Genomic DNA, 25,746 nt, shown 5'->3' on the forward strand with positions numbered 1-25,746 from the left:
CGCATCATTCATGTCCGTACCTCCGCGCCCCGCCACAGCCGGCGGAAACGCCAGATCTCGATCAGGCGGACGCCGACCCAGCGACCGAGGTAGATGTTGGCGGCGATGACCAGCAAGAGGACCTCGGGGAAGCCGCTCACGAGCACCTGCATCGCCGTCGAGTTCATCACCAGGTAGCAGGCGAGGACGACCAGGAGGGTGCCGCCGTAGTGGATCATCCCCGAGCGAAACCCGCGCTCGGTCAGCACGAGGTAGAGGCGCTCCGAGGTGATCGCCATCACCGCGATCGGGAAATAGGCGACCCGGGCGAGCTCCTCGAGCGCGAGGTAATCCGCGAGCAGGCTGGTGCCGAGCATCGACATCACGACCACGGTCAGGAGGATCGCCAGGGTCGGCGAGTGCAGCAGCTGGAGGCGCTGGAGGCCGAGGCGGGCGAAGAGCACCGAAACAGTGACGATCACCAGGCTGACCATCCCCCACAGGAGCCCGGTGGCCGCGACCGAGGCAGCGATGAGGGCGGGCAGGAAGGTGCCGAAGGTCGGCACGCCGATCACATTGCGGAAGAGGACGACGACGAGGGCGCCGATCGGCAGCATCAGCACCGTCTGAAGCAGCGAGAAGGGCAAGCGGAGGCGGGCGAACAGGTCCCAGACGTTGAACGCCGAGAACGACGCCCGCGCCTCCGGCGAGGGCACCAGGCGCTCGCGGGTCGTGAACAAATAGTCGAAGTTGATCTCGCCGGTGTGGCGGAACAGCGCCTCGTCGCCGCGGTACAGCGCGAGGTAGTGACCCGGCAGCGCGGCGTAGTGGTGATTGGTCGGGTCGAAGGGGATCCAGTGACCGGCGACATAAGCCTCGACCCACTGGTGCGAGGTCCGCTTGCTGCCCGCCTGAAGCACCAGGCCGCCGACCAGGCGCGCAGGGATCCCCGTCGCCCGTGCGAGCGCAACCAGGAGCCGACTCTTGCCGTTGCAGCTCGCCTCACCGAGGCGCAGCGCGGTCAGGGCGTCGGTCGTCCCCTTGAAGGTACGATACCCGAGCCCGGCGGTATCATCGTAGATCCGCTGGACGCGCTCTCCGAGCGGCCCGCGATCGGCCCCGATCGCATGCAGGCGTTCACGGATCTCCGGGGCATCGACCTGGATATCCTCGGTCGGCTGGAGAAATTCGCGGACCGCCCGGGGGTAGCTCTCCGGGACCTCGAGATCCGGGGCGATCGTGAAGCTGACCGCCGAGAGCAGGGCCGAGAACTCGTAGCGGATCTCGACCCCGTCGGGCACCGGCGCGCCCAGCCATATCGCCTGGCGGTTGAGGCCCTCGGCCTCGATCGAATAGTGGAGGGCCTGCGGCGCCGTCTGGCTCTCCTCGCGGATCGTCTGCCGGACATCGTCGACGGGCGCGTAGGTGGCGACCCGGACCCGCCCGTCGCCGCCGTCGAGGGTCATCCGCAGCCCGACCCGGTATTCGGTCCGGGGCAGGATATTGGCGATCCGATAGTCGAGGACGGTCACCTTGTAGATGAAGGCCGCCGTCGGGATCAGGATCAGGATCGCCAGGACGACGGTGGTCAGGAGCCGGAGGCGTTGGTGGTTCGAGGTCGACATCGCGAGGCGAGGCGTGAGCAGCGCCAGCGGGCGGGCCACGATCCGCAGAACGCGGCGTGGCCCCCCGATGACGGTGCTCCAAGCGGTTTCGCCTCAGTGCCCGCTGCCCCGCCGGTGTTACAACCCGCGACGACAAACGGCCGTGCGACGACATGTTACAGCCCTGTCACAGCCGCGGCTCTCTCGTTTCAACTGCTCGAGGTCGGCGCTGTCCGCCAGATCCGCGGACATTGACAGCAACTCGAACGCCCGCGAGTCCGAAGAATCGCGGGCGTCGATCGCTATCGTGACACAAAGCCCGCGGAGCTCACACCGCCGAGCGCCCGGCGGCGATGTCCCGCGGCTCGCGTCCGTGCGCGACCCGGGCCTCGCCGATGTGGCTGAGCGCGCGCAGCAGGTCGCGCCGCGTGATCAGGCCGACGACGCGACCGTCCTCGACCACCGGGACCCGCCGCACGGCGTTGTCCTCGAAGATCGAGATGATGCGAAACAGCTCGGCCGTCGGCTCGACGCTGAGGACCTCGCGCGTCATGTGGGCCTCCACCGTCCCCTCGGGCTGGTTATGGAACGCGGCGCTGGCGAGCACGCGCAGGCAGTCGCGCTCCGAGACCACGCCGCAGAGCTTGCCGTCCGCGTCGACCACGGGCGCGCCGGAGAAGCCCCGACGCAGGAGGGTGTGGATCGCCGCCTCGATCGGCTCATGACAACCGAGACAGCTCACCGGGGAATTCATGATCTCGCGAGCGAGCGGGATGGTCGGCGCCGGGTGCATATCAGCCACGCTAAGGGCCCTGCGAACGCCGACGAAAGCGCTGATTCTGCGCGCCACCGGCGATGACCGCGCGGCCTCAGCGCCCGCGATCGATCCGCTGCAGCGACCACGCCGTCAGGGCCAGGCAGATCAGCACATAGGCCAGCAGGACCCCCCACACCATCAGGATATGCCCCGATCCCGGGTCGTAGTTCACCGTCGCATAGGCCTCACAGCTGAACACGTCCCCCGGCACCAGGCAGGTCGTCATGTCTCGCGGCTCGAGCAATTGCGCGATCGACCCGAGCCCCTCCATGCCCCAGCGCGCGCCGGTCGCGTACGACAACGGCGCCAGCGCGGCCGGCAGCGGCATCAGGGCCAGCGCGAACACCAGCTGGGGGATCAGCGCCAGCGGCACCACGCTCATCGCCTTGTCCGACGACGACACCGCCGTCGAGATCAGCAGCCCCAGGCCCACCCCCGAGAGCGTCGTCAAGAACACCGTCACCAGCGACGCCCCCCACAGGCCCAGCGGCGGCGCCCGGATCACGTCGACGAAGCCTTCGGGGGTCAACGCCGCGAATGCCGGCGCGAAGTCGACGCGCACCGCGATCACCGCCAACAACACCAGGGACTGGACCAGGCAGAGCCCCGCCAGCACCGCCAGCTTCGAGCCGAGGTACGCCCCGATGCGCAGGTTCGCCAGGCGCTCGCGGCGATAGATCTTCGCCTCCTTCGTCACCTCGCGCACCGAGTTGAGCACCCCGAACCACACCCCAATGACGCTGAGCAGAAACAGCACCAGGCGGCCATTGCTCGACACCGGAGATTGCAGCGCGTTGGCGCGGGCCGCCAGCAAGATGACCACGCCGATGATCGGCGCCTGCATCAGCAAGATCATCAGATTGCGCCGGTCCGCCGCCAACAGGCGGATATAGCGGGTCGTCAGGATCCCGAGCTGACGCAGCAGTGACGCGCTCGGCGGCGGCGTCGGCGGCGGCGCGTCGATCGCCGGCGGCGCGTCGTCCGGGCTGAAGCGGTACTGCCCCGGCGCGATCGAGGCGACCCCGATCCCCGACGCCTCCGCGTCCGCCCGCCGGCCGCGGCTCTGCTGGCGATCGTACACATAGGTCTGATAGTGCTCCGAGCTGCGATAGCGGATCTCCCACAGCTCGGCCATCGTCGGCGGCCCCTTCGCCTTCGGGTGGTGTTGCCGCCACACCGCGTACTCCACCGCCAGCTCGCAGCCGGTGCCGACATACTCCTCGCTCGCGCGTCCGTTCAGGCGTGTATAGATATCGGCGAAGTCGTTGTTCGCCCCGAACATCTGCAGCGCCGCCGCCGGCGGCCCGTAGTAGACCAGCCGCCCCGCCGCCATGAACGCCACCAGATCGCACTGCATGATATTGGCGGTCGCGTGGGTCACCAGCACCACCGTGCGGCCCGAGTCCGCCAGGTAGCGCAGCGTGTACATCATCCGCTTCTCCAGCCCCGGGTCGAGCCCCGAGGTCGGCTCGTCCAAAAAGAACAGGCTCGGGTCGGCCAGCAGCTCCGACGCGATCGAGACCCGCTTGCGCTCGCCGCCCGACAGGTCGACGATGCGCTGCTGGCGATGCGCGCTCATCTCGACCTCCTCGAGCACCCGCGCGATGCGAGCCGAGATCTCCGCCGCCGTCGTGTCCGCCGGCAGGCGCAGCTTCGCCGTGAAGGTCAGCGCGTCCTCCACGCGTAGCGTCGCGTGCAGGATGTCGTCCTGCGGCACGTACCCGAGCACCCCGCGGTAACAATCGTAGTTCTTGTAGAAGTCGTCGCCGTTGACCCGCAGCGCCCCGCGGTCGGCCCGGCGGTACCCGGCCAGCGCGCCCATCAACGTCGACTTGCCCGAGCCCGAGGGCCCCACGATCGCCACGAACTCCCGCGGCTCGATCACCAGCGACACCTGGTCGAGGATCACCCGGCCCGCCGCGTTCACGCGGGTCAGCCCGCGCGCGTCGATCCGCATCACCCCCACCTGGTCGAGCTGGTCGAGCGAGCGCCCGGTGTAGGTCAGCTTGAACGGCCCGATCTGGACCACGTCGCCGGGCCGCAGGCGGTGCAGTTGCACCCGCGTCCCGCCGACGAAGGTCCCGTTGGTGCTCCCGAGGTCGACCACGTCGTGCCCGTTGCCCGCGCGGCGGATCTCCGCGTGCATGCGCGACACCTGCAGGCTCGGCAGCGTCAGGTCGCAGGCCTCGCGCCCGATCGTCGTCACCTCGCGGTCGAGGTGGACCCGCTGCACCGGCGCCGACTGCTGCGTCTGCGCCCGCTTGCCGAGGTCCTGATAGACTAGGCTGATGAAGTTGCCGGTCGCCCGGTCGCCGATGCGGATCACATCGCCGTCGGCGAACACGTGGCTGCGCACCCGGTTGCCGCGGAACAGCAGCCCGGTCGTGTTGTCGAGGTCGACGATGCGATGACCGCTGCCGACCGGCTCGATGCGCGCGTGGTAGGGCGCCACCCCGGGCGCCGCCACCACCACATCGTTGTCCGGGCGCCGGCCGATCCGCAGCGGGCGCGGCCCGAGCCGCACGTCGCTGATCTTGCGCCCCCGGTCCTCGACCGACAGGTACGTCGTCGAGGACCGGATAAGGACTGTGTCCTCGCCGACGCTGCCCGCCATTGCGGCCATCCTAGCCAGTTTGTCCGACGCCGCGGAAGCTCGGCGCGGCGCCGGGGCCTCGCGCGAGCCCGCGCGGTTGCGGCCCGCCAGCGGGTTGCGACCGGCTGTGATAGGCTGGCGCACCGATGACGGCACATGCGAGATGGACGCGGATGTTGGCCGGGGCGCTACTCGCCTGCGATCTCGGCTGCGATCTCGACGAGGTCGAGGTCAAGAACGACAAGGGCGCCACCTATCAGACCGAGTCCGAGTCCCGCGGCACGCGGGTGCTCACCGCCCCGGACGGGACCAAGGTGACGCTGCAGCGCGACGGCACGATCATCAAGCCCGACGGCAGCAAGATGCAGGTCAAGCGTGACGGCACGATCGTCATGCCCGACGGCAGCCGCGTGCGCGTCTTCCCGGACGGCTCGAAGTCCACCCTCACGGTCGAGCGCACCGAGTTCCGCGCCGACGGCTCGACGGTCGTCACCGCGGAGGATGGCACCCGCACGGTGATCAACGCCGACGGCTCCGTGTCCCGCGAGTTCGCCGACGGCACCAAGTCACGGCTGACGATCGAGCGCCCACCCCAGCCCACGCCCACGCCCACCGTCACGCCCACGCCCACCGTCACGCCCACGCCCACCGTCACGCCCACGCCCACCGTCACGCCCACGCCGCAGCCGCCCATGCCAGTGCCGCCTACCTGAGCCGCGGCCTGCGTCTGCCAATACTGAAGCCGGCAATAAAAAAACCGGCCAGTGCGAGCCCGCAGACCGCGGCCTCGCAGCGACCGGCGCTTGGGCTCACACCGCGTGGGCGGCGTGGTGCTGGTTGCTGGCCGAGGGCCGCACGTAGAACAGCGTGATCGTCAGACAGTGAAACTCGCTGTCCGAGCTCTGGGTGACCACCTTGTCGACGATGTCGACACCCGGGTTGGTCTCCAGCCACTCGTTGATACGATCACTGATCTGCTCGCGCTCCCAAGCCTTGGTCGCCGAGAACACTTTGACTCCGGTAAACGCCACCATTGATCCTCTCCCCGCCGCAGGCTTGGGGGTGATGCGCCTGCGTCCCTCCTCGCATACACCCCTGCGCGAATTTACAAAAGACCAAATTCTCGCCCTGGCGCTCCGCCACGCCGGACCCCGCCCACGCTCACCACCAAACACCCGCTGCACTTTTAGTAATCCCGTTCACAACCCGCCCATCGCCAGACCGTCGTTCGGACCGTCGTTTGGCCCGTCGTTTGGCCCGTCGTTTGGCCCGTCGTTTGGCCCGTCGTTTGGCCCGTCGTTTGGCCCGTCGTTCTGGCCCGTCGTTTGGCCCGTCGTTCGGGCCTCTCACCGCAGCGCCCGCGTGACCGACCCGTCCGCGCCACCTGCCGCTACACTGCGCGCCGCATGAGCACCGACGCCGAACCCTGGGCCACCCTGGAGATCCGCCTACGCGACGCTGGCGACGGCGACTGGAACGCCGCCGGCGAGCGCCTCGAGGCCCTCGCTGCGCTGCTCGCCGACGACGACCGGGCCCTCGGCGTCGAGACCCGCGACATGTCCACCCTCGGGCAACAGACCCTCCACCCCGAGCTCGTCGTCTACACCCGCCCCGACGCGCTCGAGGGCCTCGGCGAGCTCGCCACCCGCCTCGCCGACGACCTCCGCCTCGACCTCGCCCTGGTCCCCACCGTCCGCAACGACGACGACTGGCGCGACACCTGGAAGCAGTTCTACGCGCCGATCATCTTCGGCGACGGCGCCCTCCTGCTGCGCCCCAGCTGGCTCGCGCGCCGCCCCGGCGACCCCGCGCTGGAGCTGGTCCTGGACCCCGGGCGGGCCTTCGGCACCGGTCAACACGAGACGACCCGCCTGTGCGTCGACGCCCTCGTCGACCTGTCCGTCGGGACAGCCCCGGCCAGCGTCCTCGACCTCGGCTGCGGCTCCGGCATCCTCGCCCTCGCCGCCGCCCGACTGTTCCCCACGGCCCGCATCACCGCCGTCGACAACGACCCCGAGGCCACCGACACCACCCGCGAGAACGCCGAGCACAATGAGCTCGGCGCTCGCCTCGAGATCCACACCGGCACCGCCACCGAGCTGCCTGGCCGCCACGACCTCATCCTCGCCAACATCCGCCCCTCCGTGCTCATCCCGATCGCCGATCAGGTCGCCGCCCTCCTCGCTCCCGCCGGCCTGCTCGTGCTGAGCGGCATCCTCGGCGACGAGGCCGACGAAGTCCTCACCGCCTACGCGGCCGTCGGCCTGCACCTGCACCTGCGCGCCGATCTGAACGAATGGTGCGCCCTGCAGCTGCGCGCGGGAGATCCCGCGTGAGCCTCCGCGTGTTCGCCCCGCGGCCACCCGCGGGCGAGCCCGCGGTGCTCGGCCCCGACGAGAGCCACTATCTTCGCCGGGTCCGTCGCGCACCCGACGGCGCCGCGCTCGAGCTCATCGACGATCACGGCGACCTCTGGCGCGCCCAGGTTCGCAGCGGTGACGCCCGCCGCAGCGAGGTCGATCTGCTCGAGCGCCGCGACGTCCCCGCGCCCGCGCGCGAGCTCGTCCTCCTGCTCGGCCTCCCCGACCCCGCCGCCGTGCTCGAGCTGCTGCCCGGCGTCATCGAGATCGGCGTCGCCGCGATCGCCTGGGTCCGCTGCGCCCGCAGCCAGTCCGGCCCGCCCGGCGCCGCCCGCCTCGAGCGCGTCGTGCGAGCCGCCCAGCGCCAGTGCGGCCGCCCCTGCGCCCCGATCTTCCTCGGTGAGCACGAGCTCATCGCGGTCCCGCAGCTGCGCCCGGAGCTGCCCGGATTCTTCGCCTGGGAGCAGCGCCGCGGCCTCGCGGACGATCTCGCGCTGAGCCACGGCGCCCGCCTGCTCATCGGCCCCGAGGGCGGCCTCACCCCCGACGAGGCCGACGCGCTCACCACCGCCGGCCTGCACCCTCTCGGCCTCGGCCCTCACACCCTGCGCACCGGCACCGCCGCCCTGGTCGGCCTCGCGCGCCTGATGTTCGCGTCAGCGCCTCGCTGACCGCTCGACCGTCGCATCTGCACCGATCTTGAAGCGGCCACCCAGGCACGCCGCGAGGATCGCCGTGTTACTGTGCGAGCCCCATGATCTTCGGCTCCAAGAAGGGCGTGCCGGGGCCCTGCCCCGCCTGTGACGCGCCGCTCGACGCCGCCGTCATCGCCCAGCCGCAGCCGCGCTGCCCGGCCTGCGGCCAGTCGCTCGTGCCCGTCCGCGTCGCCGGCTTCTGGCGGCGATCGATCGCCGCCCTCCTCGACACTCTGGTCCTCCTCGTCACCGCCGGCCCCCTCTTCTACATCCTGCTCCGCGTCACCGATAACCCGGGCCCGCTGCGCGGCGGCCTCAGCCTCGACGGCGTCCTGCAATTCCTCGCCGTCGATCCGATCGACATCCTGCTCTGGGCCGCCCCGCTGCTCGGCATGGCCGCCCTCTACTTCATCCTCTTCATCGCCCTGTCGGGTCGGACACCCGGACAGAAGCTGGTCGGCATCCGCGTCATCAACCGTGCCGGTGGCCCCCCCGGGCCTTGGCGCGCGATGCTCCGACTCGCAGGCACCGCCCTCGGCCTCGCGCCCGGCGGACTCGGATCGCTATGGATGGCCTTCGACCGCGAGAAGCGGGCGTTCCACGATTACCTGACCGGCACCTACGTCGTGAGGGAAACTTGAGCCTCCTGCGCAGCTACCTCGAGTCCAACGCCATCCTCAGCGCCGCCGACCTCGAGGTCGCGGCGCGTCACCAACAAGCTCAGGGCGGCAGCCTCGACACCGCCCTGCTCGAGCTCGGCCTGCTCACCGCCGCCCAGCTCGACGCGCACCTCAGCAAGGCCTGCGGCCTGCCCACGGTGCCCGCGCGCCTGCTCGAGACGGGCCCGACGCGTCCATGGTCGCTGGTGCCCAGGGCCCTCGTCGACATCGGCTGGGCCATGCCCCTCGCCCTCGAGGACGGCCACGTCCTGGTCGCCGTCCACCCCGACCTCCCCGACGCCCGCCTCGGCCAGCTCTACCGCCAGATCCGCGGCTTCATGCCGATGGTCGCCCCCGAGTGCTGCCTCGCCAAGCTGGCCGCCGAGCGCAGCGGAGGCATCGTCGCCCCGCGCCACGCGATGCTCCTGCTCGACATGCTAGAGGCCCTCGAGGCCCGCGACACCCGCGACATCCCGCTGGGCGTCCCGCAGATCGCCGGCTCCCAGTCCGCGGCGCCGCTCCCCGACCCGCCCACACCCGCACGCGCGCCCGCACCCCAGGGCCCGGCTTCGCAGGCCCCGCTCCAGGACCCCCGCGCACGCGCCCCGCAAGAGACCACCGCTCGTCGTCCGCTCGCCGACACGAGCGCCCGCCGACCCGTCGACGCGGCGCCCCGCGCCCCGCTCCCCGACCTCGAGAACTCCTTCCGCGAGCCCCCGGCCGACAGCGCCGCCGCCACCGTCGTATTGCCGGTCGCCCCGGCGGACGCCGCCGAGAGCCTGAGCGCCACGATCATTCGCCCCGCCGCCACCGACGACCCCAGCAGCTCCGGCAGCTACCCGATCAGCGCGGCCTTCAACGCCGCCAGCTCGGGCAGCTTCGCCGCCGCCCACGACTCCGGCAGCTTCCCGATCTCCAACTCCGGCAGCTTCCCCGACCTCCGCAGCGTCGGCGCCCAGTCCAGTCGCCGCAGCGCCGACGCCCGCGCCGCGCTCCCGCCCAGCGAACGCCGCGCGACACCTGTCCCTTCGGACACCCGCGCTGCCACCCCCGCTGGCCCCGCCACACCTGTCCCTTCGGACACCCGCACAACCACGCCCGCTGGCCCCGCCACCGCAACACCTGTCCCTCCGGACAGCCGCACAACCACGCCCGCTGGCCCCGCCTCCGCCACACCTGTCCCTCCGGACAGCCGCATCAACAGCCCCGCCTCCGCAACACCTGTCCCTCCGGACAGCCGCATCACCGCGCCTGGCGGCCCCTCCTCCGCCCGCGGCTCCGGCCCCAGCCCCGCAGCTGTCGCGCCGAGCCCCACCGCGCCTGGCGGCCCCTCCTCCGCCCGCGGCTCCGGCCCCAGCCCCGCAGCTGTCGCGCCGACGCCTGCGGACCCGCGCGGCCGCCTCGCCGACACGCGCCCGCTCCCGGCCGCGTGGGAGACCCGCGGCCCGCTCGCCGCGTCACCTGGCCCTTCGGACAGCCAGACCCACGCCCGCGACACCGACCCCGGCACCTCGCTGAGCGCACCGATCGCCCACGATCCGGGCCGCGCCGAGCGCCTCGCCGAGCGCATGGCCCCGGCCCTCGCCACCCTCGCGCAGGCCCGCGAGCGCGACCGCATCACCGAGGCGATCGTCCAGGCCGCGATCCAGATCGCCCCGCGCGTCGCCCTCTTCGGCGTCAAGCGCGAGGGCCTGCGCGCCCTCGCGGCCCCCGGCAGCGCCCTGCAGCTGGCGACCAACGTGGTCATCCCGGTCCCCGAGGCCAGCCTGCTCGAGCGCGCCGTCCTCGGCCAGATCCGCCTCAAGCTGCTCACCGAGCCCAAGCTCGCCGCCGCCGTCGGCCGCCCGCTCGGCATCCCCTGCCTGTTCGAGCCCGTCTACGCCCAGGACCGCGGCGTGCTCATGTTGTACATCGACCGCGACGGCGGCCTGTTCGACGTCGCCGACCACAACGCCGCGCGCCAGCTCTGCGACCTCGCCCGCGGCAGCCTCGAGGCCCTGCTCCGCCTGATGGGCCTCGCCGGCTCGCGCTCGGCCGGCGTCGTCGTCGACAGCGGCCTCGTCCGCGTCGGCACCGGCCCCGCTGTTGCCGCCGATGCGAAGCACCCCACCAGCGAGGCCACCACCGCCGCGACACCCCGCGAGCCCGAGCCGACCCTGCCGCCAGTCGGCGACCGCCCGCGCCTGGAGCCCGAGCCGCGCGAACGCTCGGGCCGCGCCAGCAAGCGCCAGGTCATCGCCCTCGTCAACCCGATCCGCCGCGACTCGGGCCCGAACCCCACCCGCGATCCCAGCCAGAGCGCGCTGACGCCTGTCCCCGAGGACAGCTCCATCACCCGCAGCGAACACCCCTCGGACCCGACCACCGCCGCCGCGATCGCCAGCACGCCCGCCGCCACAGAAACCACCGCGCCACCGGTCGCCGCGGATGCACCGATCGCCGCACCTGTCCCCTCGGACAGCCCCACCGCACCTGTACCCTCGGACAGCCCCACCGCACCTGCCCCCACGGATGCCCCGATCGCCACCCCGATCGCCACCGCGCCGGCCCCCGTGAGCGTGCTGCACGTGCCGAACCTGGTCGCCCCGCCAGGCGCGCGCCGGATCGCCGGCAAGAAGGGTGAGCGCGCACGCATCGGCAACGAGCCCGGCCACGTCGTGCCGACCGACCTGCGCCGCCCCGACGCCCCCACCAACCCGCCTACCACCCTCTCGATCCCGACCTCACTGATCGCCCCCGCACCGCTCCCCGGGGCCAAGCGCCGCGGCAGCAAGACCGGCCTCCACCCGGTCCCCCCACGCGCCGACGAGATCACGCTCAACATGCCGCGGTTGGTCCGCTCCGAGGCCCGCAGCAGCGAACCCGCCGGCCTCACGCCGGGCGCCGATGCCGACGCCCAGCGCGGCCCACCGGTCGCCACAACCCCCAGCAACCTGTCCCCAGAGACAGCCCAAACCACCGCGACCCCCAGCGACCTGTCCCCAGAGACATCCCAAACCACCGCGACCCCCAGCGACCTGTCCCCAGAGACATCCGAGCCCGCCACCAGGGGCCCAGCCGCGACCCCCAGCGACCTGTCCCCAGAGACAGCCGAGCCCGCCGCCGGGGGCCCAGCCGCGACCCCCAGCGACCTGTCCCCAGAGACAGCCGAGCCCACCGCCGGGGGCCCAGCCGCGACCCCCAGCGACCTGTCCCCAGAGACAGCCGAGCCCACCGCATCAACCCCCGCCGCCGCCCCGAGCGACCTGTCCCCGGGACCGCCGAAGTCGCCGCGCCCCCAGCGACCTGTCCCCAGAGACAGCCAGTGAGGTCACCGCCCCCTCGGCCACTCCCTCGCCCGCCCCCGCCAGCGAGCCGACCGCCGCGATGGCCCCGGAACCCGCGACCCCGGTCCCCGCGAGCCAGCGGAAGACCGCGCCGCTGCCCGGCGCCGACGTCGACGCCGCGATCGAAGCGTACCTGCAGACGCCCGACGACCCCAGCGCGCTGGCCCGCCTGCGGGCCTTCGACATCGAGGGCCTCGCCCGCCTCGCCGCCCGCTTCCCCGGCCCGATCGACCCCGGCAGCCACAGCGACGTGCGCTCCTTCCCGCCGCCCAGCGCCCACGGCCCGCTGCTGCGCGCCTGCGTCGAGATCGGCGCGGCGATCACCCCCTTCATCCTCGAGCTCATCGACCACCCCCGCCCGCAGATCCGCTTCTACGCCGCGTTCCTGTTCCAGGACCTCCGCGACCCCCGCTGCCTGCCCCCGCTCGCCGCCCACGCCTTCGATCCCGACCCCGACGTCCGCCTCATCGCCACCCGCGTGCTCGAGTCGTACAGCCGCTCCCCCGGCTTCGCCCCGGCCACCGAGATCGTCCGCGCCGAACTCAAGGCCCGCGACCGCGACCGGGCCCTGCTCGCCACCGAGGCCGCCGGCACCCTGCGCGACACCCGGGCCGTGCCCGTGCTGATCGACCTCCTGTCGGTCCGCGACAAGCAGCTCCGCGAGACCGCCCTCGAGTCGCTGTGCTCGATCACCGCCAAACACCACGGCTACCGGCCCGCCAAGTGGAAGTCGTGGTACGCCGAACACGGCGAGCAGACCCGCATCGAGTGGGTCCTCGACGCCCTCCGCCACCGCGACACCGCCGTGCGCCGCTGGGCCGCCGACGAGCTGGTCCGCATCACCGGCCACCGCATCGCGCCCCCACCGGACGGCGAGAAGCCGACCGCCAAGTACGTGCTGCTGCAATGGACGGCCTGGTGGGAGGCCCACGCCGCCGAGCTCGCATCGTCGTGATCGACACCGGCGCTAGCCCGCCGCGCGCAGCGAGTGCGCGAGGATCCCGAGCCCCATGTTGATCGTGTTACACGCGATCATCACCACCCCGACCACGCGAAAGCGCCGGCGCAGCCCCGGCAGCTCCGCCGGGCTGGCGAACACACGCCGCGGCCACAGCACCCACGACACGTAGAAGAACAGCGCCAGCGAGCAGACCAGCAGCGCCACCTTGGCCGCCACGATCGCCGTCCACACCGGCCCCACGCCAGGCCCCAAGCCAGACCCGCTGCCCGCGAGCGCCAGCGCCACCCCGCTCGCCACGATCCCCACGATCCCCGCGACGACCTTCCAGCGCGCCCCGTGGACCACCGTGAACAGCAGATCCTCGAAGGTGCTGCTGCCCGCGAAGAACCGCTCCGCCCGCGGGTGCAGCACGAACACGCTGAAGGCCATCGCCCCGATCCACACGCCCCCGCCGAGCACATGCACCCCGAGGATCAGCGCCCTCGTCACGATCTCCAGCACCCCCGCAGCATGCCCGAGCGAGCGCCCGTGATAAAGTCCGCGCCCGCCATGACCCAGGCCCGCGCCGGCAACTTCGAGTTCGACTACGTCATCATCGGCGGCGGCTCATCCGGCTGCGTCGCCGCCGGCCAGCTCTCCGCCGACCCCCAGGCGCGCGTGCTCCTGCTCGAGCTCGGCGACCGCGCCGAACAACACCCCGAGACCCTGCGCGCCGACGGCTACAAGGACGCCTTCATCAACGACGCCCTGATGTTCGAGCGCTTCTCGGTGCCGCAGCCCGGCTGTCGCGGCCGCCCGCTGTTCATGGGCTCGGGCCGCGGCATGGGCGGCAGCGGCTCGATCAACGCGATGGTGTACCTCCGCGGATCGGCGGCCGACTTCCGCGCCTGGGATGAGCCCACGTGGTCGTGGTCCGCCGTCGAGCCCGCCTTCACGGCGATCGAGCGCACCCTCGACGTCCACCGCCGGCCGCCCACCGAGTTCACCGAGGCCGCGATCACGGCCGCCGAACACGCCGGCTTCCATCGCCAGCACGACCTCAACGACGGCGACTTCCTCGGCGGCCTCGGCTACGAGTGGATGAACTACCGCGACGACGAGCGCCGCAACGCCTACGTCGGCTTCATCAAGCCCCACCTCGATCGCCCGAACCTCGTCGTCCTCACCGGCGCCGCCGTCCAGCGCCTCGTGTTCGACGACCGCCGCCGCCTCACCGGCGTCGAGTTCATCCACGAGGGCGCCCGCCACACCGCCCGCGTCCGCCGCGAGGCCGTCCTCTGCGCCGGCGCGCTCGAGTCACCCAAGCTGCTCATGCTCTCCGGCGTCGGCCCCCGCGCCCAGCTCGTCGCCCACGGCGTCCCGCCCGTGTTCGACCTCCCCGGCGTCGGCGCCAACTTCCAGGACCACCCCAACGTGACCCTCTTCCACCTCGCCCGCCGCGACGTGGATTGCTTCTACCCCCAGGTCTACGGCTTTCACCGCGCCAACCGGGCCAGCGAGCTCCCGCCCGACCAGGCCGACACTTGCTACGTCGTCTACCCCGCGCGCTCGAGCTTCCGCGAGGCCTTCATGCGCATGCTCCCCGCGCTCATGGTCCCGCCCGCGCTCTACCACCGCACCCGCCTGCCGCGGATCGTCCGCGCCGGCGTCTCGCTGGCCTTCAAGCCCGGCTTCGTACGATCGATCGTCCGCCGCCTCTACGGCCTCGTCGTCATCCTCGGCAAGCCGCGCAGCCGCGGCAGCGTCCGCCTCGCCTCCGCCCGCGCAAGCGACCACCCGATCGTCGACCCGGCCTACTTCGCCGACCCGGAGGACATGGACACCATGATCGCCGGCGTCGAGCGGGCCCGCCGGATCGCCGACGCCGATCCGCTCAAGGACTACGGCAACCGCGAGCTCCTGCCCGGGCGCTGGACCAGCAGCCGGGCCGCCACCGACGCCTTCATCCGCAGCATGGCGATGACCACCTACCACTACGCCGGCACCTGCGCGATGGGCCGCGGCGCCGACGCGGTCGTCGACGCCCAGCTGCGCGTGCGCGGCGTGACCGGCCTGCGCGTCGCCGACGCCTCGATCATGCCCGTCGTCCCCGTCTCCGCCCTCAACGCCCCGAGCATGATGATCGGCCACCGCGTCGCCGACTTCCTCCGCGAGGCCGCCGCCCCGTGATCCTCGCGACGCGATCAATTGCCCCCCGCACGAAGGTCAGCGCACACCCTCCCGCGTGATCGAAGAAGGCCCGCGCGTCGCTCTCCAGCCATGATCTGGGACACCATTGTTATCGGCGGCGGCTACGCGGGTGTGCGAGCCGCGTGGACCCTCGAGCAGCTGCGACCCCACGCCCGCGTCCTCGTGCTGGAGGCCGCGCCCGAGCTCGGCGGGCGCGCCCGCTCGGTCGCCTGCGGTGAGCGCTGCGCGCTCGACCTCGGCGCCCACTACTTCGGCGCCGACCACCGCCGTGTCGGCGCGCTCGCCGGGCGCCTCGCCCCCGACACCGTGTACAGCCACCTGCCCTGCTACGGCGCCGACCCGGCCAGCCGCACCTGGCTCGAGGGACAGTGGCGAGCCGTGCGGCGCAGCGACAGCTACCTCGACATTCAGGGCCTGTCGAAGCGCGTCGGCTGGGAGCACCGCGTCCGCATCTTCGAGTCCCTGCTGCGCTACCTCGAGCTCGAGGCTCGCGTCGACGTCCAGGCCCCCTGGGCCACGCCCGGCGCCGCCGCCCTCGACGGCCTCACGGTCGCCGACTGGATCACCGCCCAGCGCTTGCCGCGGTGGATCCACGAGATGTGGACACTCGGCGTCCTCAACATCCTCAGCGTCTGGCCCGACCAGATCTCCCTGCTCTACTGGCTGTGGTACACCGCCAGCAATGGCGGCTTCCTCAAGGTCGCCAACGACTTCATCGGCGGCCCCCAGGAGTTCGCCCTGACAATCGGCATGCAGGGCCTGCTGCTGCGCCACGCCGCCGAGCTGCGCACCACCCCCCGCTGCGCCACCCCCGTCCGCAGCATCGACCACGCCACCGAGCTCGTCCGCGTCGACATCGGTGAAGCGCAGCCGCTGCTCGCCCACCACGTCATCGTCGCAACCACCCCCGCCGCTGCCGGCCGCATCGCCTTCACCCCCGACCTTCGCCCCGAGCGCCTCCGCCTCCACGCGCAGCCGGTCGGCCACTCCGCCAAGGTCGTGCTGCGCTACCAGGAGCCGTGGTGGCGCGACTCCCTCGGCGAGCACTTCAACGTCTACTCCGCCGGCGCCGCGGCCACCCGCCTCGAGTGGTTCCTCGACACCTCGCACCCAGAAGGTCACCAGTTCACCCTCTCGGGCTTCGTCAGCGACCGCCTGCTCGACGCCGCCGGTCACGACCCCGCGGCCCGTCGCGCCGCTGTGCTCGCCGCCGCCGTCGAGGTCTGCGGCGACCCGCGGGCCGCCGACCCGATCCAGGTCGAGATCTGGGACTGGCGCGACCAGCCCTTCGTCCGCGGCGGCCCCAACACCTGCCTCGGCCCCGGCGTGCTCAGCACGCTGCGCGACGTCTTCGACGCCCCCGAGGGCCCGCAGGGCCGCGTCCACTTCGCGGCCTCCGAGTACGCCCGCGAGTTCACCGGCTACGTCGAGGGCGCCCTCGCCTCGGGCGAACAGGTCGGAGAGCGCGTCGCCAGGGCCCTCGCAGGCGGCGCCTTGCAGCCGCTCACGCCCCCGCGCCCCGCCGCACGCGCGCGCCGGCTGAAGGCGCTCGGCTGGCGCGCCCTCGCCACCGCCAGCCTACCTGCGCGCTGGCTCGCCGACCTCGCCCGTAGCCTGCGCGGTACCGAGGCCACCCTCGACCCGCGCTGAACTCAACGACGGCGCCGCAACAGCCCGAACAAGCCGAGCAGCAACCACGCCGGACTCGCCTCCGCGTGCAGCGAACACCCGCCCGACTTCACCGGCTCCGACTGCACCGGCCCCGGCTTCACCGGCTCCGACTTCACCGGCTCCGGCGTCACCGGCTTCACCGGCTCTGGCGTCGGCGTCGGCGTCGGCGTCGGCGTCCCCCCACCCGCGGACCACGTCCCAGTCGCCCCCTTCGGGCAGTACAGGTTCTGCCCGCTGTAGTTTCCGCCGTTGCGGCAGCGCAGCTCGAGCCCCTTCGCCTCCGCCTCGCTGCGACAGCCCTCGCCGACCTTCTCCGCCTCGCCGTCCTTCGCCCCGGGCCGCCACGCGTAGTCGCAGAACACCCCCGCGCTGCACTGCTCCGCCTGCGTGCAGTGAGCGTCCGCCGAGTCAGGATCGGGCGGGATGTCGGCGCGGGCAGGCGTGGCGATCAGGACAAGACCTGTCCCGAGAGACAGCAACAAAAAGCGGGCTCGCATCCTCGATCCATACCAGATCTCCCGCCCTCACAGCGCCCCCGCCGAGACCAGCGCGCGCAGCCCCGCACGCATGTTCGCCCTACGCGACAACGCGCCCGCGATCGCGCTCAGCCGACCACCCACCGCTGCACATCGGCCGGGAAGTCGAGCCGCACCAGCACCCGGTCCTGCAGCTTGATCGCCCCCGCCAGCGCCCGGTACGGCGCGATCCCCCAGCGGCTCGGCGTCAGCGACACGCTGGCCCGCAGGCGCCCGTCGGCCGCCTCGATCGGCACGTTCAGCGCCACCGCCTGGCCCACCATCGTCAGGCTGCCCTCGACCACCGCCCCGCCCGCCCCGATCGACCCGACGAAGCCGAACTCCGGGAAGCGGTCCAGCAGCAGCACCTTGTCGGCGATGTTGGCCTTGATCTTGTCCCGGTCGCCCTCCGACAGCGCCCGCGTGTCGACCTGCCCGCTGCGCTCGACCACCCCGTCGACCACCAGCGACGCGGGCCAGAAGCGCCCCGTGATCCGGTCCCCTGCGCGCACCACCTCGAAGCGGTGCAGCGACAGACGCAGGTCGTGGGCCAGGCGGGCGAGCAGCCCGTCCTTGTAGGTGAACACGTGGATCGTCGGCGGCGCTGTCATGTCGGCTCTCCCATCACGAACGGGGGGTCAGCGAGGCGACGCCGGCCATCGGCACCGCGATCTGCTCGGCGTGCAGGCGCCGATGTAACCGCTTCATCAGCGCATGGCGGAGGAAGAAGCGGTCCTGAAAATTGAGGATCTCCACGAAGGCCTTCCACTCGAGGCCCCAGTCGCCGAACTCACGGAAGCGGACCACCGCCGGCGCGTCGCCGCGGATCCCCGGCAACACCGCCGCCGCCTGGACCACCTCGTCGAGCACCACCGCCTCGACCCGCTCCGGGTCGACGTCGAAGTTCGTGCGAAACGCGAGCTCGACCGACATCCCCGGATCGCGCGTGTAGTTGATCATCACCGTCTCGGCCAGCTTCTTGTTGGGGATGAACACCCGCAAACCCGTCAACGAGCGCAACGCCGTCGCCCGCCAGCCGATGTCGACCACGAAGCCCTCGAACTTGCCGGTGTCGAGCTCGACATAGTCGCCGACCCGGATCTGCCGCGACAGCGTCAGGTTCAGCCCCGAGAACACGTTGGCCAGCGTGTCCTGGAACGCCAGCGCGACCGCCAGGCCGCCGATCCCGAGCGCCGTGATCGCAGGCACCACCGAAACACCGAACAGCGCCAGCACCGATGCCACGCCGATGAACAGCAGCAGCACCGTCGCGATATAACGCACCAGCGTGGTCCCGCCGACCCCGGCGGCCCGCGTCTGCCCGTACGCGTGCACCAGCGCCGACACCATGCGCATCAGCACCAGCGTCACCGACACCACCAGCATCGCCGCGACGATGTCCTGCGCCCACGCGATCATCCGCGGCCGCCACGGCAGCTCCTCGATCTGCACATACAGCGTGCCGAGGATCGTCCACGCGACCACCCGCCCCATGAGCCCGGCGAGGATGATGTCGTCGTAGGGCCGCGTGGTCGACGCCGTCAGCCGCTTGAGCCAGCGAAACAGCGTGAAGCGAGCCACCACCCCGATCACCGCCGCCGCGATCAGCACCAGCGCCGGATCGAGGTAGCCCCGCAGCGCCCGCGGCAGCGCCCGCGCGATCGCCATGTAGAGGTCGTTGAGGAACGGGATGTCGCCCATGGCCCGCGCCTCTGATAGCACACGCGCGCGCGCTCAGGGCAGCACGAGCTCGACCAGCGCCTCGATCTGCTCCGGCAGCAGCACGTACTCGAACGCCGCGATCGCCAAAAACGGCCCGAAGGGCACGCGCGCGCCCATCACCCCGTCGCCGTCCTCGCCGAGCTCCGGGTCGTCGCCGTGCACCTCCTGCAGCTCGCTGCTCGCCACCCGCTTGCCGAGCAGCAGCAGCGGCACCGCGACGACCAGCCCCTGGATCGCCCCCGCCGCCAGCGCCCACACGAGCCCTTTCGCCCCGCAGAACGCCCCGATCATCAGCAGCAGCTTGCCGTCGCCGAGCCCGAGCGCCTCGATCTTTCGCCAGCGCAGGTACACCCAGCGCAGCCCCGCCACCAGCAGATAGCCCGCCGCCCCCGCCGCCATCGCCTCGATCAGCCCGACCCCGAGCACATCCCGGTCGATCCCCGCCACCAGCAGCCCCAGCGCCGCCACCGGCAGCACGACCTCATCCGGGATCACCCACAGGTCGATATCGGTGTAAGTGACGATGAGCAGCCCGAGCCCGAACACCAGCCACAGCAACCACGCCCCGATCGCCGGCCCGCCGCCGAGCACCAGCGGCCGCATCACGTGCTGCATGTACAACGCGAAGCTCAGCACCCCCGCCAGCAGCTCGACCACCAGATAACGCAGGGCGATCCGCTCGCCGCAGCGCCGACAACGGCCGCGCACCAGCAGGTACGACAGCACCGGAATGTTGTCGTACCACGCGATCGGCACCTCGCAGGCCGGGCAGCGCGACCCGGGCCGCACCACGCTCAGACCCCGCGGCACGCGATAGATCACGACGTTGGCGAAGCTGCCCCACAGCGCCCCGAACACGAACGCCAACATCGGCGCCCACGGGGCCAGCAACAGCCACACCAGCGCAGGATCGACGTCGACGGGCAGGGTGTCCGGCAAGGCCCGCACTGTAGCTCGCCCGCCGCGCCCGCGCACTCGCGCCCCGTGTTAGGCTCCCGCCCCGTGACCCGCCCCGCCCCGCGCACGGCCCTCGCGCTGGCCCCGTCCCCACGCATCGCGGCCAGCAGCACGGCCCTCGCGCTGGCCCTGTCCCCACGCATCGCGGCCAGCAGCACGACCCTCGCGTTGGCCCTCACCTTGGCCGCCTGCGCCAGCGAGCCCGCGACCGAGTCCGCGAGCGCGTCCGTCGACCCCGCCGCCGAGGCCGCCGCCCTCGCCCTCGCCAGCGACCACCCCGACCCGCGCGCCGAGCAGGCCCGCGCCCGCGTCGACGCCCTGCTCGCCGAGCCCGGCCCGCGCACCCTGCTCGCCGCGCTCGCCCAGAGCCACACCAGCGCCCGCGCCCTGCTCGGCCCGCATCGCCTCCACTACAAGGCCAGCTTCTCGCTCCTCCCGGAGGCCCCCACCCGCCCGGTCGTCGACCAGCCGATCCAGCAGGAGCAGGTCGTCGGCGACGAGCTCACCCTCATCCTCGGCTCCGCCCTCCGCGATCCGCTGCGCATGCACCTGTCCCAAAAGACAGACAAGGGTGAGGGCCGCGAGGTCATCATCCTCGACGAGCAGGTCTACACCCGCCTCGCCTACCGCAGCTGGCACGCGCGCGCGCTCGACTCGGAGCTGCATCAGATCTGGCTCGACGAGGCCCAGCACTGCGTGCACGACTTGGTCGAGCTCGCCGCCCCCGCGCTCGCGCTCGACATCCAGGACACCGGCGACACCCTCGAGCTCACCCTCCGCCGCGCCGACGCCCTCGACCCCACTCTGGTCGCCGCCGGCCACGGCCGCGAGTGGCGCCAGCGCAGCGAGATCGGCGAGATCCACGGCAGCATCAGCCTCGACCGCGCCACCGGCCTGTGGCGCAAGGCCGAGCTGTCCGTCGCCTACGTCGTGCGCGACGTGTTGGACCGCCCACAGCAAGGCAAGGCCGAGCTCCACGCCACCGTCGAGCCCGCCGCCGCCGCCGACCTCGTCATCGAGGCCCCCGCGCTCGCGACCCCCCTCCCCGAACGCACCCGCCCCGAGCTCGAGCGCCAGCACCTCCTCCACGGCCTCGTCGGCGCGTGACAAAGGCCGGTTGTCCCCGGCCCGAAGCCGCGCTACAAGGCCCCCCGTGACCAAGGCTGAACTGCCCGCGCTGCTGCAACGCGCCCTCGAGATCGCCATCGACGCCAAGGCCGTCGGCCCCGTGATCCTCCACCTCACCGAGGTCGCCGGCTACACCGACTACGCCCTCATCGTCTCCGGCCGCTCGGACCGCCACGTCGGCGGCATCACGGACGCGCTGCTCGCCGGCCTCAAGGCCCAGGGTCTGTCACCGATCGGCAGCGACGGCCTCGACGAGCACCTGTGGGACCTGCTCGACTACGACGATTTCCTCATCCACATCTTTTATCACCCGGTCCGCAAGCACTACGACCTCGAGAGCATGTGGAACGACGCCCCCCGCGTCGAGCTCGACCTCCCGGCCGATGTCATGGACACCTCCGGCCTCGAGGGCCTCACCCCGCCGGACCCCATGCCCAACTTCCGCGGCGGCAGCTTCGGCGCCTTCGAGGGCGAGCTCGACGAGGACGACCCCGACCTCGTCGGCATCACCGGTGAGCTCGACACCAACGCCGTCGACGCCGCCGTGGACGCCGACGATGACTTCGATGACGAGGATGAGGACGACGACTTCGACGACGAAGACGACGCCGACTACGACGACGACGCTCCCGAAGCCGCAGTGCCCGACGCCGACGACACAATTCCTCCCGCGCCCGCCGGCCCGGCCCGCCGCAAGTGACACGGCTCGCCGTCGTCGCCGCCGGCAAGCTGCGCGACGCCGGCCTGCAGGCCCTCTGCGACGACTACGTCCGCAGGATCCAGCCCTTCGCTCCGCTCGAGCACCTCGAGCTGCGCGACGCCCCAGGCCTGCGCGCCCGCTGGAATGACCGCAGCCGCGGTCTCGGCCCCCGCGTCCTCCTCGACGAGCGCGGCGAGCAGATCGACAGCCGCGGCCTCGCCCGCTGGATCGACACCTGGCGCAGTGGTGGCGCCCGCCAGGTCAGCTTCTACATCGGCGACGCCGACGGCTTCACCGGCGAGGACCGCGACGGCGCCGACCGTCTGCTCGCCCTCTCGCGCCTCACCCTGCCCCACCGACTCGCGCGCCTCATCCTGCTCGAGCAGCTCTACCGCGCCGCCACAATGCTCGCCGGCCACCCCTACCACCACGACTGAGGGATCGCGTAGGATGCCCGCGATGTCGCCTCGCCGGCTCGCGCTCGCCCTGGCCCTGCTCGTCTCAGCCGCCTGCAACGACGGCGCCGTCACCAGCGAGTCCGCCAGCACGGGCAGCAGCGCCGACACCGGCGAGCCCACCGGCGGCCCGTTGCCGGACCCCTGCGACCCCGCCCTCCCGCCGATCCCCGAGGCCGAGTTCGCCGAGCGCTTCGCCGAGACCATCTGCGAACAAAAGCTCGCCTGCGGCTGCAACCTCAACGTCACCTGCTCGCTCGACTTCTTCGACGGCTTCGCCCTCATCCGCGACGACGGCCAGAACCTCGGCCTCACCTACGACGGCGCCTGCGCTGCGCGCAAGCTCGCCGGCCTGGTCCAGTCCCGCGGCTGCGCCCACGCCTCCGAGATCGACGTGAGCCCCTCCTGCACCCTCGACTGCCTGGTCTACCGCGGCGCCGTCGCCCCCGCCGGCGCCTGCACCTCCTCGTCCGTCCTGCTCACCACCCTCTTCGCCGACAAGTGCGCCGCGCCCGACAACTGCAGCGCCGACGTGTGCTCCCCGCCCCTCCCGACCGTCGCCGAGGGCCAGCCATGCGTCACCCCGCTCGCCAATTGCAAGGCCAACGCCGCCTGCGACTTCGCCGGCTCCAAGCTCTGCGAGCCGCTCCGCGGCGTCGGCGAGGCCTGCCTCGACAACGGCGTGTGCCGCCAGGATCTCTATTGCGCCGGCGACGGCAAGTGCCTCGCCCGCGCCGCCGCCGACGCGCCCTGCACCGATAACAAGGAGTGCGCGTCCCGCCGCTGCACCGCCAACAAGTGCGAGGAATGGGTGTGGATCTGCGCGATCGACGAGGAGATCGATATCTTCGGTCGCCACCCCAGCGACTTCTGATCGCAGGTGGCATCACCGGCAGGACATTCCTCCCCGCACGCCACCCACGGGTGAATCCACGGGTCCGAGCCGTGCACACCGCACGACCCGTCGGTCGCGCTTTACCGGCACGGACACATGTGATTGATTACGCGCATGATCGCGCCTCCTCGCCGCCTCCCTCTCGCATTCCTGCTGCTCGCGGCCTGCGGCGATTCCACCGCCGGCAGCGCCGCGCAGACCGGCAGCAGCGAGCCCGGCACGAGCGGGGGCAGCACGGGCGGCTGTGTCGGCGGCGGCTGCAGCTCGGGGCCGACGAGCGGCGCCGACGACAGCACCAGCACCGGCATACCGACGAGCGGCGACGCGAGCGGCACCGCGAGCAGCGATGACAGCACGACCGGCGCGCCGCTGGCGTGCCCCTTCACCCCTGGCTGCCACAAGCCCGCCCCCTTGCCGGCCGGCGTCGGTCGAACCAGCGAGGTCCCGCTCGGCTGCGACGGTGGCTCCTTCACTGCGGCGTGGTCGATCGGCGTCGGGATGACCGGCCTCGCGGACCCCGAGGCGCCGCGGTCGATCCCGCTGCTCGCCGACTTCGACGCCGACGGCACGCTCGACCTGTTCGTCAACATGCGCAAGGCCGCCGCCGCGTATGTGCTGCACGGGCTCGGGGACGGCAGCTTCGACCTCGGCGCGCCGTCGGTGCTGAGCGGCGGGCTGTTCGCGGGCGGCTGGGGCGGCGACGCTGGCGACTTCAACGGTGACGGCGTGCTCGACGTGCTGGTCGGCGATCACGTGCGCGGCGCCTACGCGTGGACCGGTCCGGGCTTCGCGGCCGCGATCACCGGGTTCCCGGACGCATCGAATCTGTTCAGCGGGGGTGGGCTGGCGGACCTCGACGGCGACGGCAAGCTCGACGCGATCTTCGGCGCGGACCAGTTCGGCGTCGGGCTGCGGACCTATCGCGGCGACGGCGGCGGCGCGTGGTCCGAGATGGCGGGGCCGCAGTCGGCCAACGCGCACAACACGGGCCACTTCATCTTCGCCGACCTCGACGCCGACGCCGACCTCGACGTGTTCGCCTTCGGGGAGGGCAGCGGTGTGGCGCTCGACGTCCACGTATTTCGCAACGACGGCGACAGCTTCAGCGAGGCCGCGGCGCTCGCCGCCGGTCCCGCAAATCAGCTCAACGCCGACCCGGTGCAGGGTGGTGTCGGCGACATCAACTGCGACGGTACCCTCGACATCGCCGCCGGCGGATCGATCTACCTCGGCCAGGGCGACAGCTGGTCGCTGGCCGCGATGGTCGACGGCTCGCACATCGCTCACCTCGCCGACATGAACGGGGACGGCCACCTCGACCTCGTCACCCACGACCCTGGCACCGGCCTCGCCGTCTACCTCGGCGACGGCACTGGCACCGCCTGGACGCCGCAGGCCACGGGCCTGCCCGATCTCACCTACACCTTCAACGGCGTGGCGATGGACACCGCCTACGGCATCGACGTCGGCGACCTCAACGGCGACGACAGCCTCGACATCGTCCGTCTCGCCGGCTTCGGCCGCGAGTACGCCCTCGAAGCCTGGGTCCGCTAAAGCGCCCCGAGCAGCACATCCCCAGCCGCCGCCGGGCACTCGTCCCCGAACATCGCCAGATAGCGCTCGCGAAACGCCGCGTTCACCAGCCCCGTCTCCGCATCCACCAGCTCCGGCCGGATCCCCCGGACCACGAAGACCGCGACCTCGCCCGCGTTGCGGACCACCGTCATCGCATCGAAGCTCAGCTCGAAGAATGCATCGATGAGCTCCGCCGTCGCCCCGGACACCGACACCACATCGGCGCGACCGACCCGCTGCACGTGGGCCGCCACGCTCACCGTATCGCCCCACAGATCGAAGACGTGCCGGCGCGCCCCGGTCACGCCCGAGATGCAGGGTCCCGAGTGGAGCCCGATGCGGAAGCTCCACTCCCATTCATCGACCACTGGGCCCGGGCGGGTCGCCACCGCCTGGGCCAGTCGGAGCGCCGCCAGGGTCGCGTCGACCGCGTGCGCCGCTCGTCGCTGCGGCACGCCGGCGACCGCCAGGTACGTGTCGCCGATCGTCGTGACCTTTTGGACGCCGAATGCGCCGTGATCTGGTCGAACAGCGAGAAGTAGAAGTCCAGCTGCCGGATGCAGCTCACCGGGTCGACGCGGCCGGCCAGGCGCGAGAACTGGACCGCGTCGACGAACACGATCGTCGACTCGCGGTACGCCTTGGGCTGCAGGCCGCGCCCCGCCATCGCCTCGGCGGTGGCCGCTGGCAGCACGTTGAGGATCGCCTGCTTGGTCTGCAGGCTCGACAGGCCGACCCGCTCCGCGATCGTCTCCCCGCTCTGCCACGCCCCGCCGATCACCAGGTATTCGCCGCCGGGCAGCGGCAGCGAGCGCCACGGGCCGTCGACGCCGACCAGCGCCGCCGGGTCCGCGACGCCGCACAGGCGCAGCAGCGACCGGTCCCACGCCTCGACCGGGCCGGCCAGGCCCGCGATCTCCTGCGCCTCGAGCCACGCCGCGGAC

23 protein-coding genes are annotated in these 25,746 nt (G+C 72.2%); 13 read left to right on the forward strand and 10 right to left on the reverse strand.

Annotated elements, in window-relative coordinates:
- Positions 1-8: 8 nt before the first annotated feature.
- From IPJ59_RS12465 to IPJ59_RS12475, 3 genes are all read right to left on the reverse strand, one after another.
- A complete protein-coding gene (locus IPJ59_RS12465) occupies positions 9-1,604 on the reverse strand; it encodes a 7TM domain-containing protein (RefSeq protein WP_293271775.1) in 1,596 nt (531 codons plus the stop codon).
- Between the two features lie 307 nt (positions 1,605-1,911).
- Positions 1,912-2,376 carry a CBS domain-containing protein gene (locus IPJ59_RS12470; RefSeq protein WP_293255559.1) on the reverse strand — a complete coding sequence of 155 codons (465 nt, stop codon included), beginning with the start codon at positions 2,374-2,376 and terminating at the stop codon, positions 1,912-1,914.
- Between the two features lie 76 nt (positions 2,377-2,452).
- Positions 2,453-5,014, reverse strand: a complete 2,562-nt coding sequence (locus tag IPJ59_RS12475; protein WP_293255556.1) for an FHA domain-containing protein — start codon at positions 5,012-5,014, stop codon at positions 2,453-2,455.
- A 125-nt stretch (positions 5,015-5,139) separates the two neighbouring features.
- On the opposite strand from IPJ59_RS12475, the gene IPJ59_RS12480 reads away from it, so the two are divergent.
- A complete protein-coding gene (locus IPJ59_RS12480) occupies positions 5,140-5,706 on the forward strand; it encodes a hypothetical protein (RefSeq protein ID WP_293271777.1) in 567 nt (188 codons plus the stop codon).
- 96 nt (positions 5,707-5,802) lie between these two features.
- Here the strand turns inward: IPJ59_RS12480 and IPJ59_RS12485 are convergent, their stop codons facing one another.
- Positions 5,803-6,027, reverse strand: coding sequence for a hypothetical protein (locus IPJ59_RS12485; RefSeq protein WP_366524582.1), 225 nt, complete (start codon positions 6,025-6,027; stop codon positions 5,803-5,805).
- 372 nt (positions 6,028-6,399) lie between these two features.
- On the opposite strand from IPJ59_RS12485, the gene IPJ59_RS12490 reads away from it, so the two are divergent.
- The 5 genes from IPJ59_RS12490 to IPJ59_RS12510 all read left to right on the forward strand — a co-directional run bounded on the left by IPJ59_RS12490 (position 6,400) and on the right by IPJ59_RS12510 (position 12,988).
- Entirely contained in the window at positions 6,400-7,329 is a 930-nt protein-coding gene (locus IPJ59_RS12490; RefSeq protein WP_293271779.1) for a 50S ribosomal protein L11 methyltransferase, read from the forward strand.
- Positions 7,326-8,024 (forward strand): RsmE family RNA methyltransferase, encoded by a 699-nt coding sequence (locus IPJ59_RS12495; protein WP_293271781.1) that lies wholly within the window; start codon positions 7,326-7,328, stop codon positions 8,022-8,024. Before IPJ59_RS12490 ends, IPJ59_RS12495 begins: the two co-directional genes overlap by 4 nt.
- A gap of 83 nt (positions 8,025-8,107) precedes the next feature.
- The gene (locus tag IPJ59_RS12500) at positions 8,108-8,689 is read left to right on the forward strand and encodes an RDD family protein (protein WP_293255541.1); all 582 of its coding nucleotides are present in this window, start codon (positions 8,108-8,110) and stop codon (positions 8,687-8,689) included.
- Positions 8,686-12,015, forward strand: coding sequence for a DUF2949 domain-containing protein (locus IPJ59_RS12505; protein WP_293271783.1), 3,330 nt, complete (start codon positions 8,686-8,688; stop codon positions 12,013-12,015). The genes IPJ59_RS12500 and IPJ59_RS12505 overlap by 4 nt, the downstream gene beginning before the upstream one ends.
- 58 nt (positions 12,016-12,073) lie before the next feature.
- Positions 12,074-12,988 carry a HEAT repeat domain-containing protein gene (locus IPJ59_RS12510; RefSeq protein WP_293271785.1) on the forward strand — a complete coding sequence of 305 codons (915 nt, stop codon included), beginning with the start codon at positions 12,074-12,076 and terminating at the stop codon, positions 12,986-12,988.
- Between the two features lie 12 nt (positions 12,989-13,000).
- On the opposite strand, the gene IPJ59_RS12515 is transcribed toward IPJ59_RS12510, so the two are convergent.
- A complete protein-coding gene (locus IPJ59_RS12515; RefSeq protein WP_293271787.1) occupies positions 13,001-13,495 on the reverse strand; it encodes a hypothetical protein in 495 nt (164 codons plus the stop codon).
- 48 nt (positions 13,496-13,543) lie between these two features.
- Here IPJ59_RS12515 and IPJ59_RS12520 point away from each other — a divergent pair, with 48 nt between their 5' ends.
- Positions 13,544-15,163: a GMC family oxidoreductase gene (locus IPJ59_RS12520; protein ID WP_293271789.1), complete on the forward strand. Its 1,620-nt coding sequence runs from the start codon at positions 13,544-13,546 to the stop codon at positions 15,161-15,163.
- Between the two features lie 90 nt (positions 15,164-15,253).
- Entirely contained in the window at positions 15,254-16,834 is a 1,581-nt protein-coding gene (locus tag IPJ59_RS12525) for a flavin monoamine oxidase family protein (RefSeq protein ID WP_293271791.1), read from the forward strand.
- Between the two features lie 2 nt (positions 16,835-16,836).
- Here IPJ59_RS12525 and IPJ59_RS12530 read toward each other — a convergent pair whose 3' ends face one another.
- The 4 genes from IPJ59_RS12530 to IPJ59_RS12545 form a co-directional block, all read right to left on the reverse strand.
- The gene (locus IPJ59_RS12530; protein WP_293271793.1) at positions 16,837-17,352 is read right to left on the reverse strand and encodes an MYXO-CTERM sorting domain-containing protein; all 516 of its coding nucleotides are present in this window, start codon (positions 17,350-17,352) and stop codon (positions 16,837-16,839) included.
- A 107-nt stretch (positions 17,353-17,459) separates the two neighbouring features.
- Positions 17,460-17,981, reverse strand: coding sequence for a YceI family protein (locus IPJ59_RS12535; RefSeq protein ID WP_293255520.1), 522 nt, complete (start codon positions 17,979-17,981; stop codon positions 17,460-17,462).
- Positions 17,982-17,994: 13 nt separating this feature from the next.
- A complete protein-coding gene (locus IPJ59_RS12540) occupies positions 17,995-19,071 on the reverse strand; it encodes a mechanosensitive ion channel family protein (RefSeq protein ID WP_293271795.1) in 1,077 nt (358 codons plus the stop codon).
- A gap of 33 nt (positions 19,072-19,104) precedes the next feature.
- Entirely contained in the window at positions 19,105-20,031 is a 927-nt protein-coding gene (locus tag IPJ59_RS12545) for a prepilin peptidase (protein WP_293255514.1), read from the reverse strand.
- 63 nt (positions 20,032-20,094) lie between these two features.
- Here IPJ59_RS12545 and IPJ59_RS12550 point away from each other — a divergent pair, with 63 nt between their 5' ends.
- From IPJ59_RS12550 to IPJ59_RS12570, 5 genes are all read left to right on the forward strand, one after another.
- Positions 20,095-21,156 (forward strand): hypothetical protein, encoded by a 1,062-nt coding sequence (locus IPJ59_RS12550; RefSeq protein ID WP_293271796.1) that lies wholly within the window; start codon positions 20,095-20,097, stop codon positions 21,154-21,156.
- A 46-nt stretch (positions 21,157-21,202) separates the two neighbouring features.
- Positions 21,203-21,877, forward strand: coding sequence for a ribosome silencing factor (rsfS, locus tag IPJ59_RS12555; protein WP_293271798.1), 675 nt, complete (start codon positions 21,203-21,205; stop codon positions 21,875-21,877).
- Positions 21,874-22,314 (forward strand): 23S rRNA (pseudouridine(1915)-N(3))-methyltransferase RlmH, encoded by a 441-nt coding sequence (locus tag IPJ59_RS12560; protein ID WP_293255506.1) that lies wholly within the window; start codon positions 21,874-21,876, stop codon positions 22,312-22,314. Before rsfS ends, IPJ59_RS12560 begins: the two co-directional genes overlap by 4 nt.
- A 22-nt stretch (positions 22,315-22,336) precedes the next feature.
- Positions 22,337-23,206: a hypothetical protein gene (locus IPJ59_RS12565; RefSeq protein ID WP_293255503.1), complete on the forward strand. Its 870-nt coding sequence runs from the start codon at positions 22,337-22,339 to the stop codon at positions 23,204-23,206.
- A gap of 135 nt (positions 23,207-23,341) precedes the next feature.
- Positions 23,342-24,781 (forward strand): FG-GAP repeat domain-containing protein, encoded by a 1,440-nt coding sequence (locus IPJ59_RS12570; RefSeq protein WP_293271801.1) that lies wholly within the window; start codon positions 23,342-23,344, stop codon positions 24,779-24,781.
- Here the strand turns inward: IPJ59_RS12570 and IPJ59_RS37735 are convergent.
- Positions 24,778-25,737 (reverse strand): adenylate/guanylate cyclase domain-containing protein, encoded by a 960-nt coding sequence (locus IPJ59_RS37735; protein ID WP_366524583.1) that lies wholly within the window; start codon positions 25,735-25,737, stop codon positions 24,778-24,780. The two genes, IPJ59_RS12570 and IPJ59_RS37735, sit on opposite strands and share 4 nt — an antisense overlap.
- Between the last annotated feature and the right edge of the window lie 9 nt (positions 25,738-25,746).

The organism is Nannocystis sp. (assembly GCF_016714285.1).
Lineage (GTDB): Bacteria > Myxococcota_A > Polyangia > Nannocystales > Nannocystaceae > Nannocystis.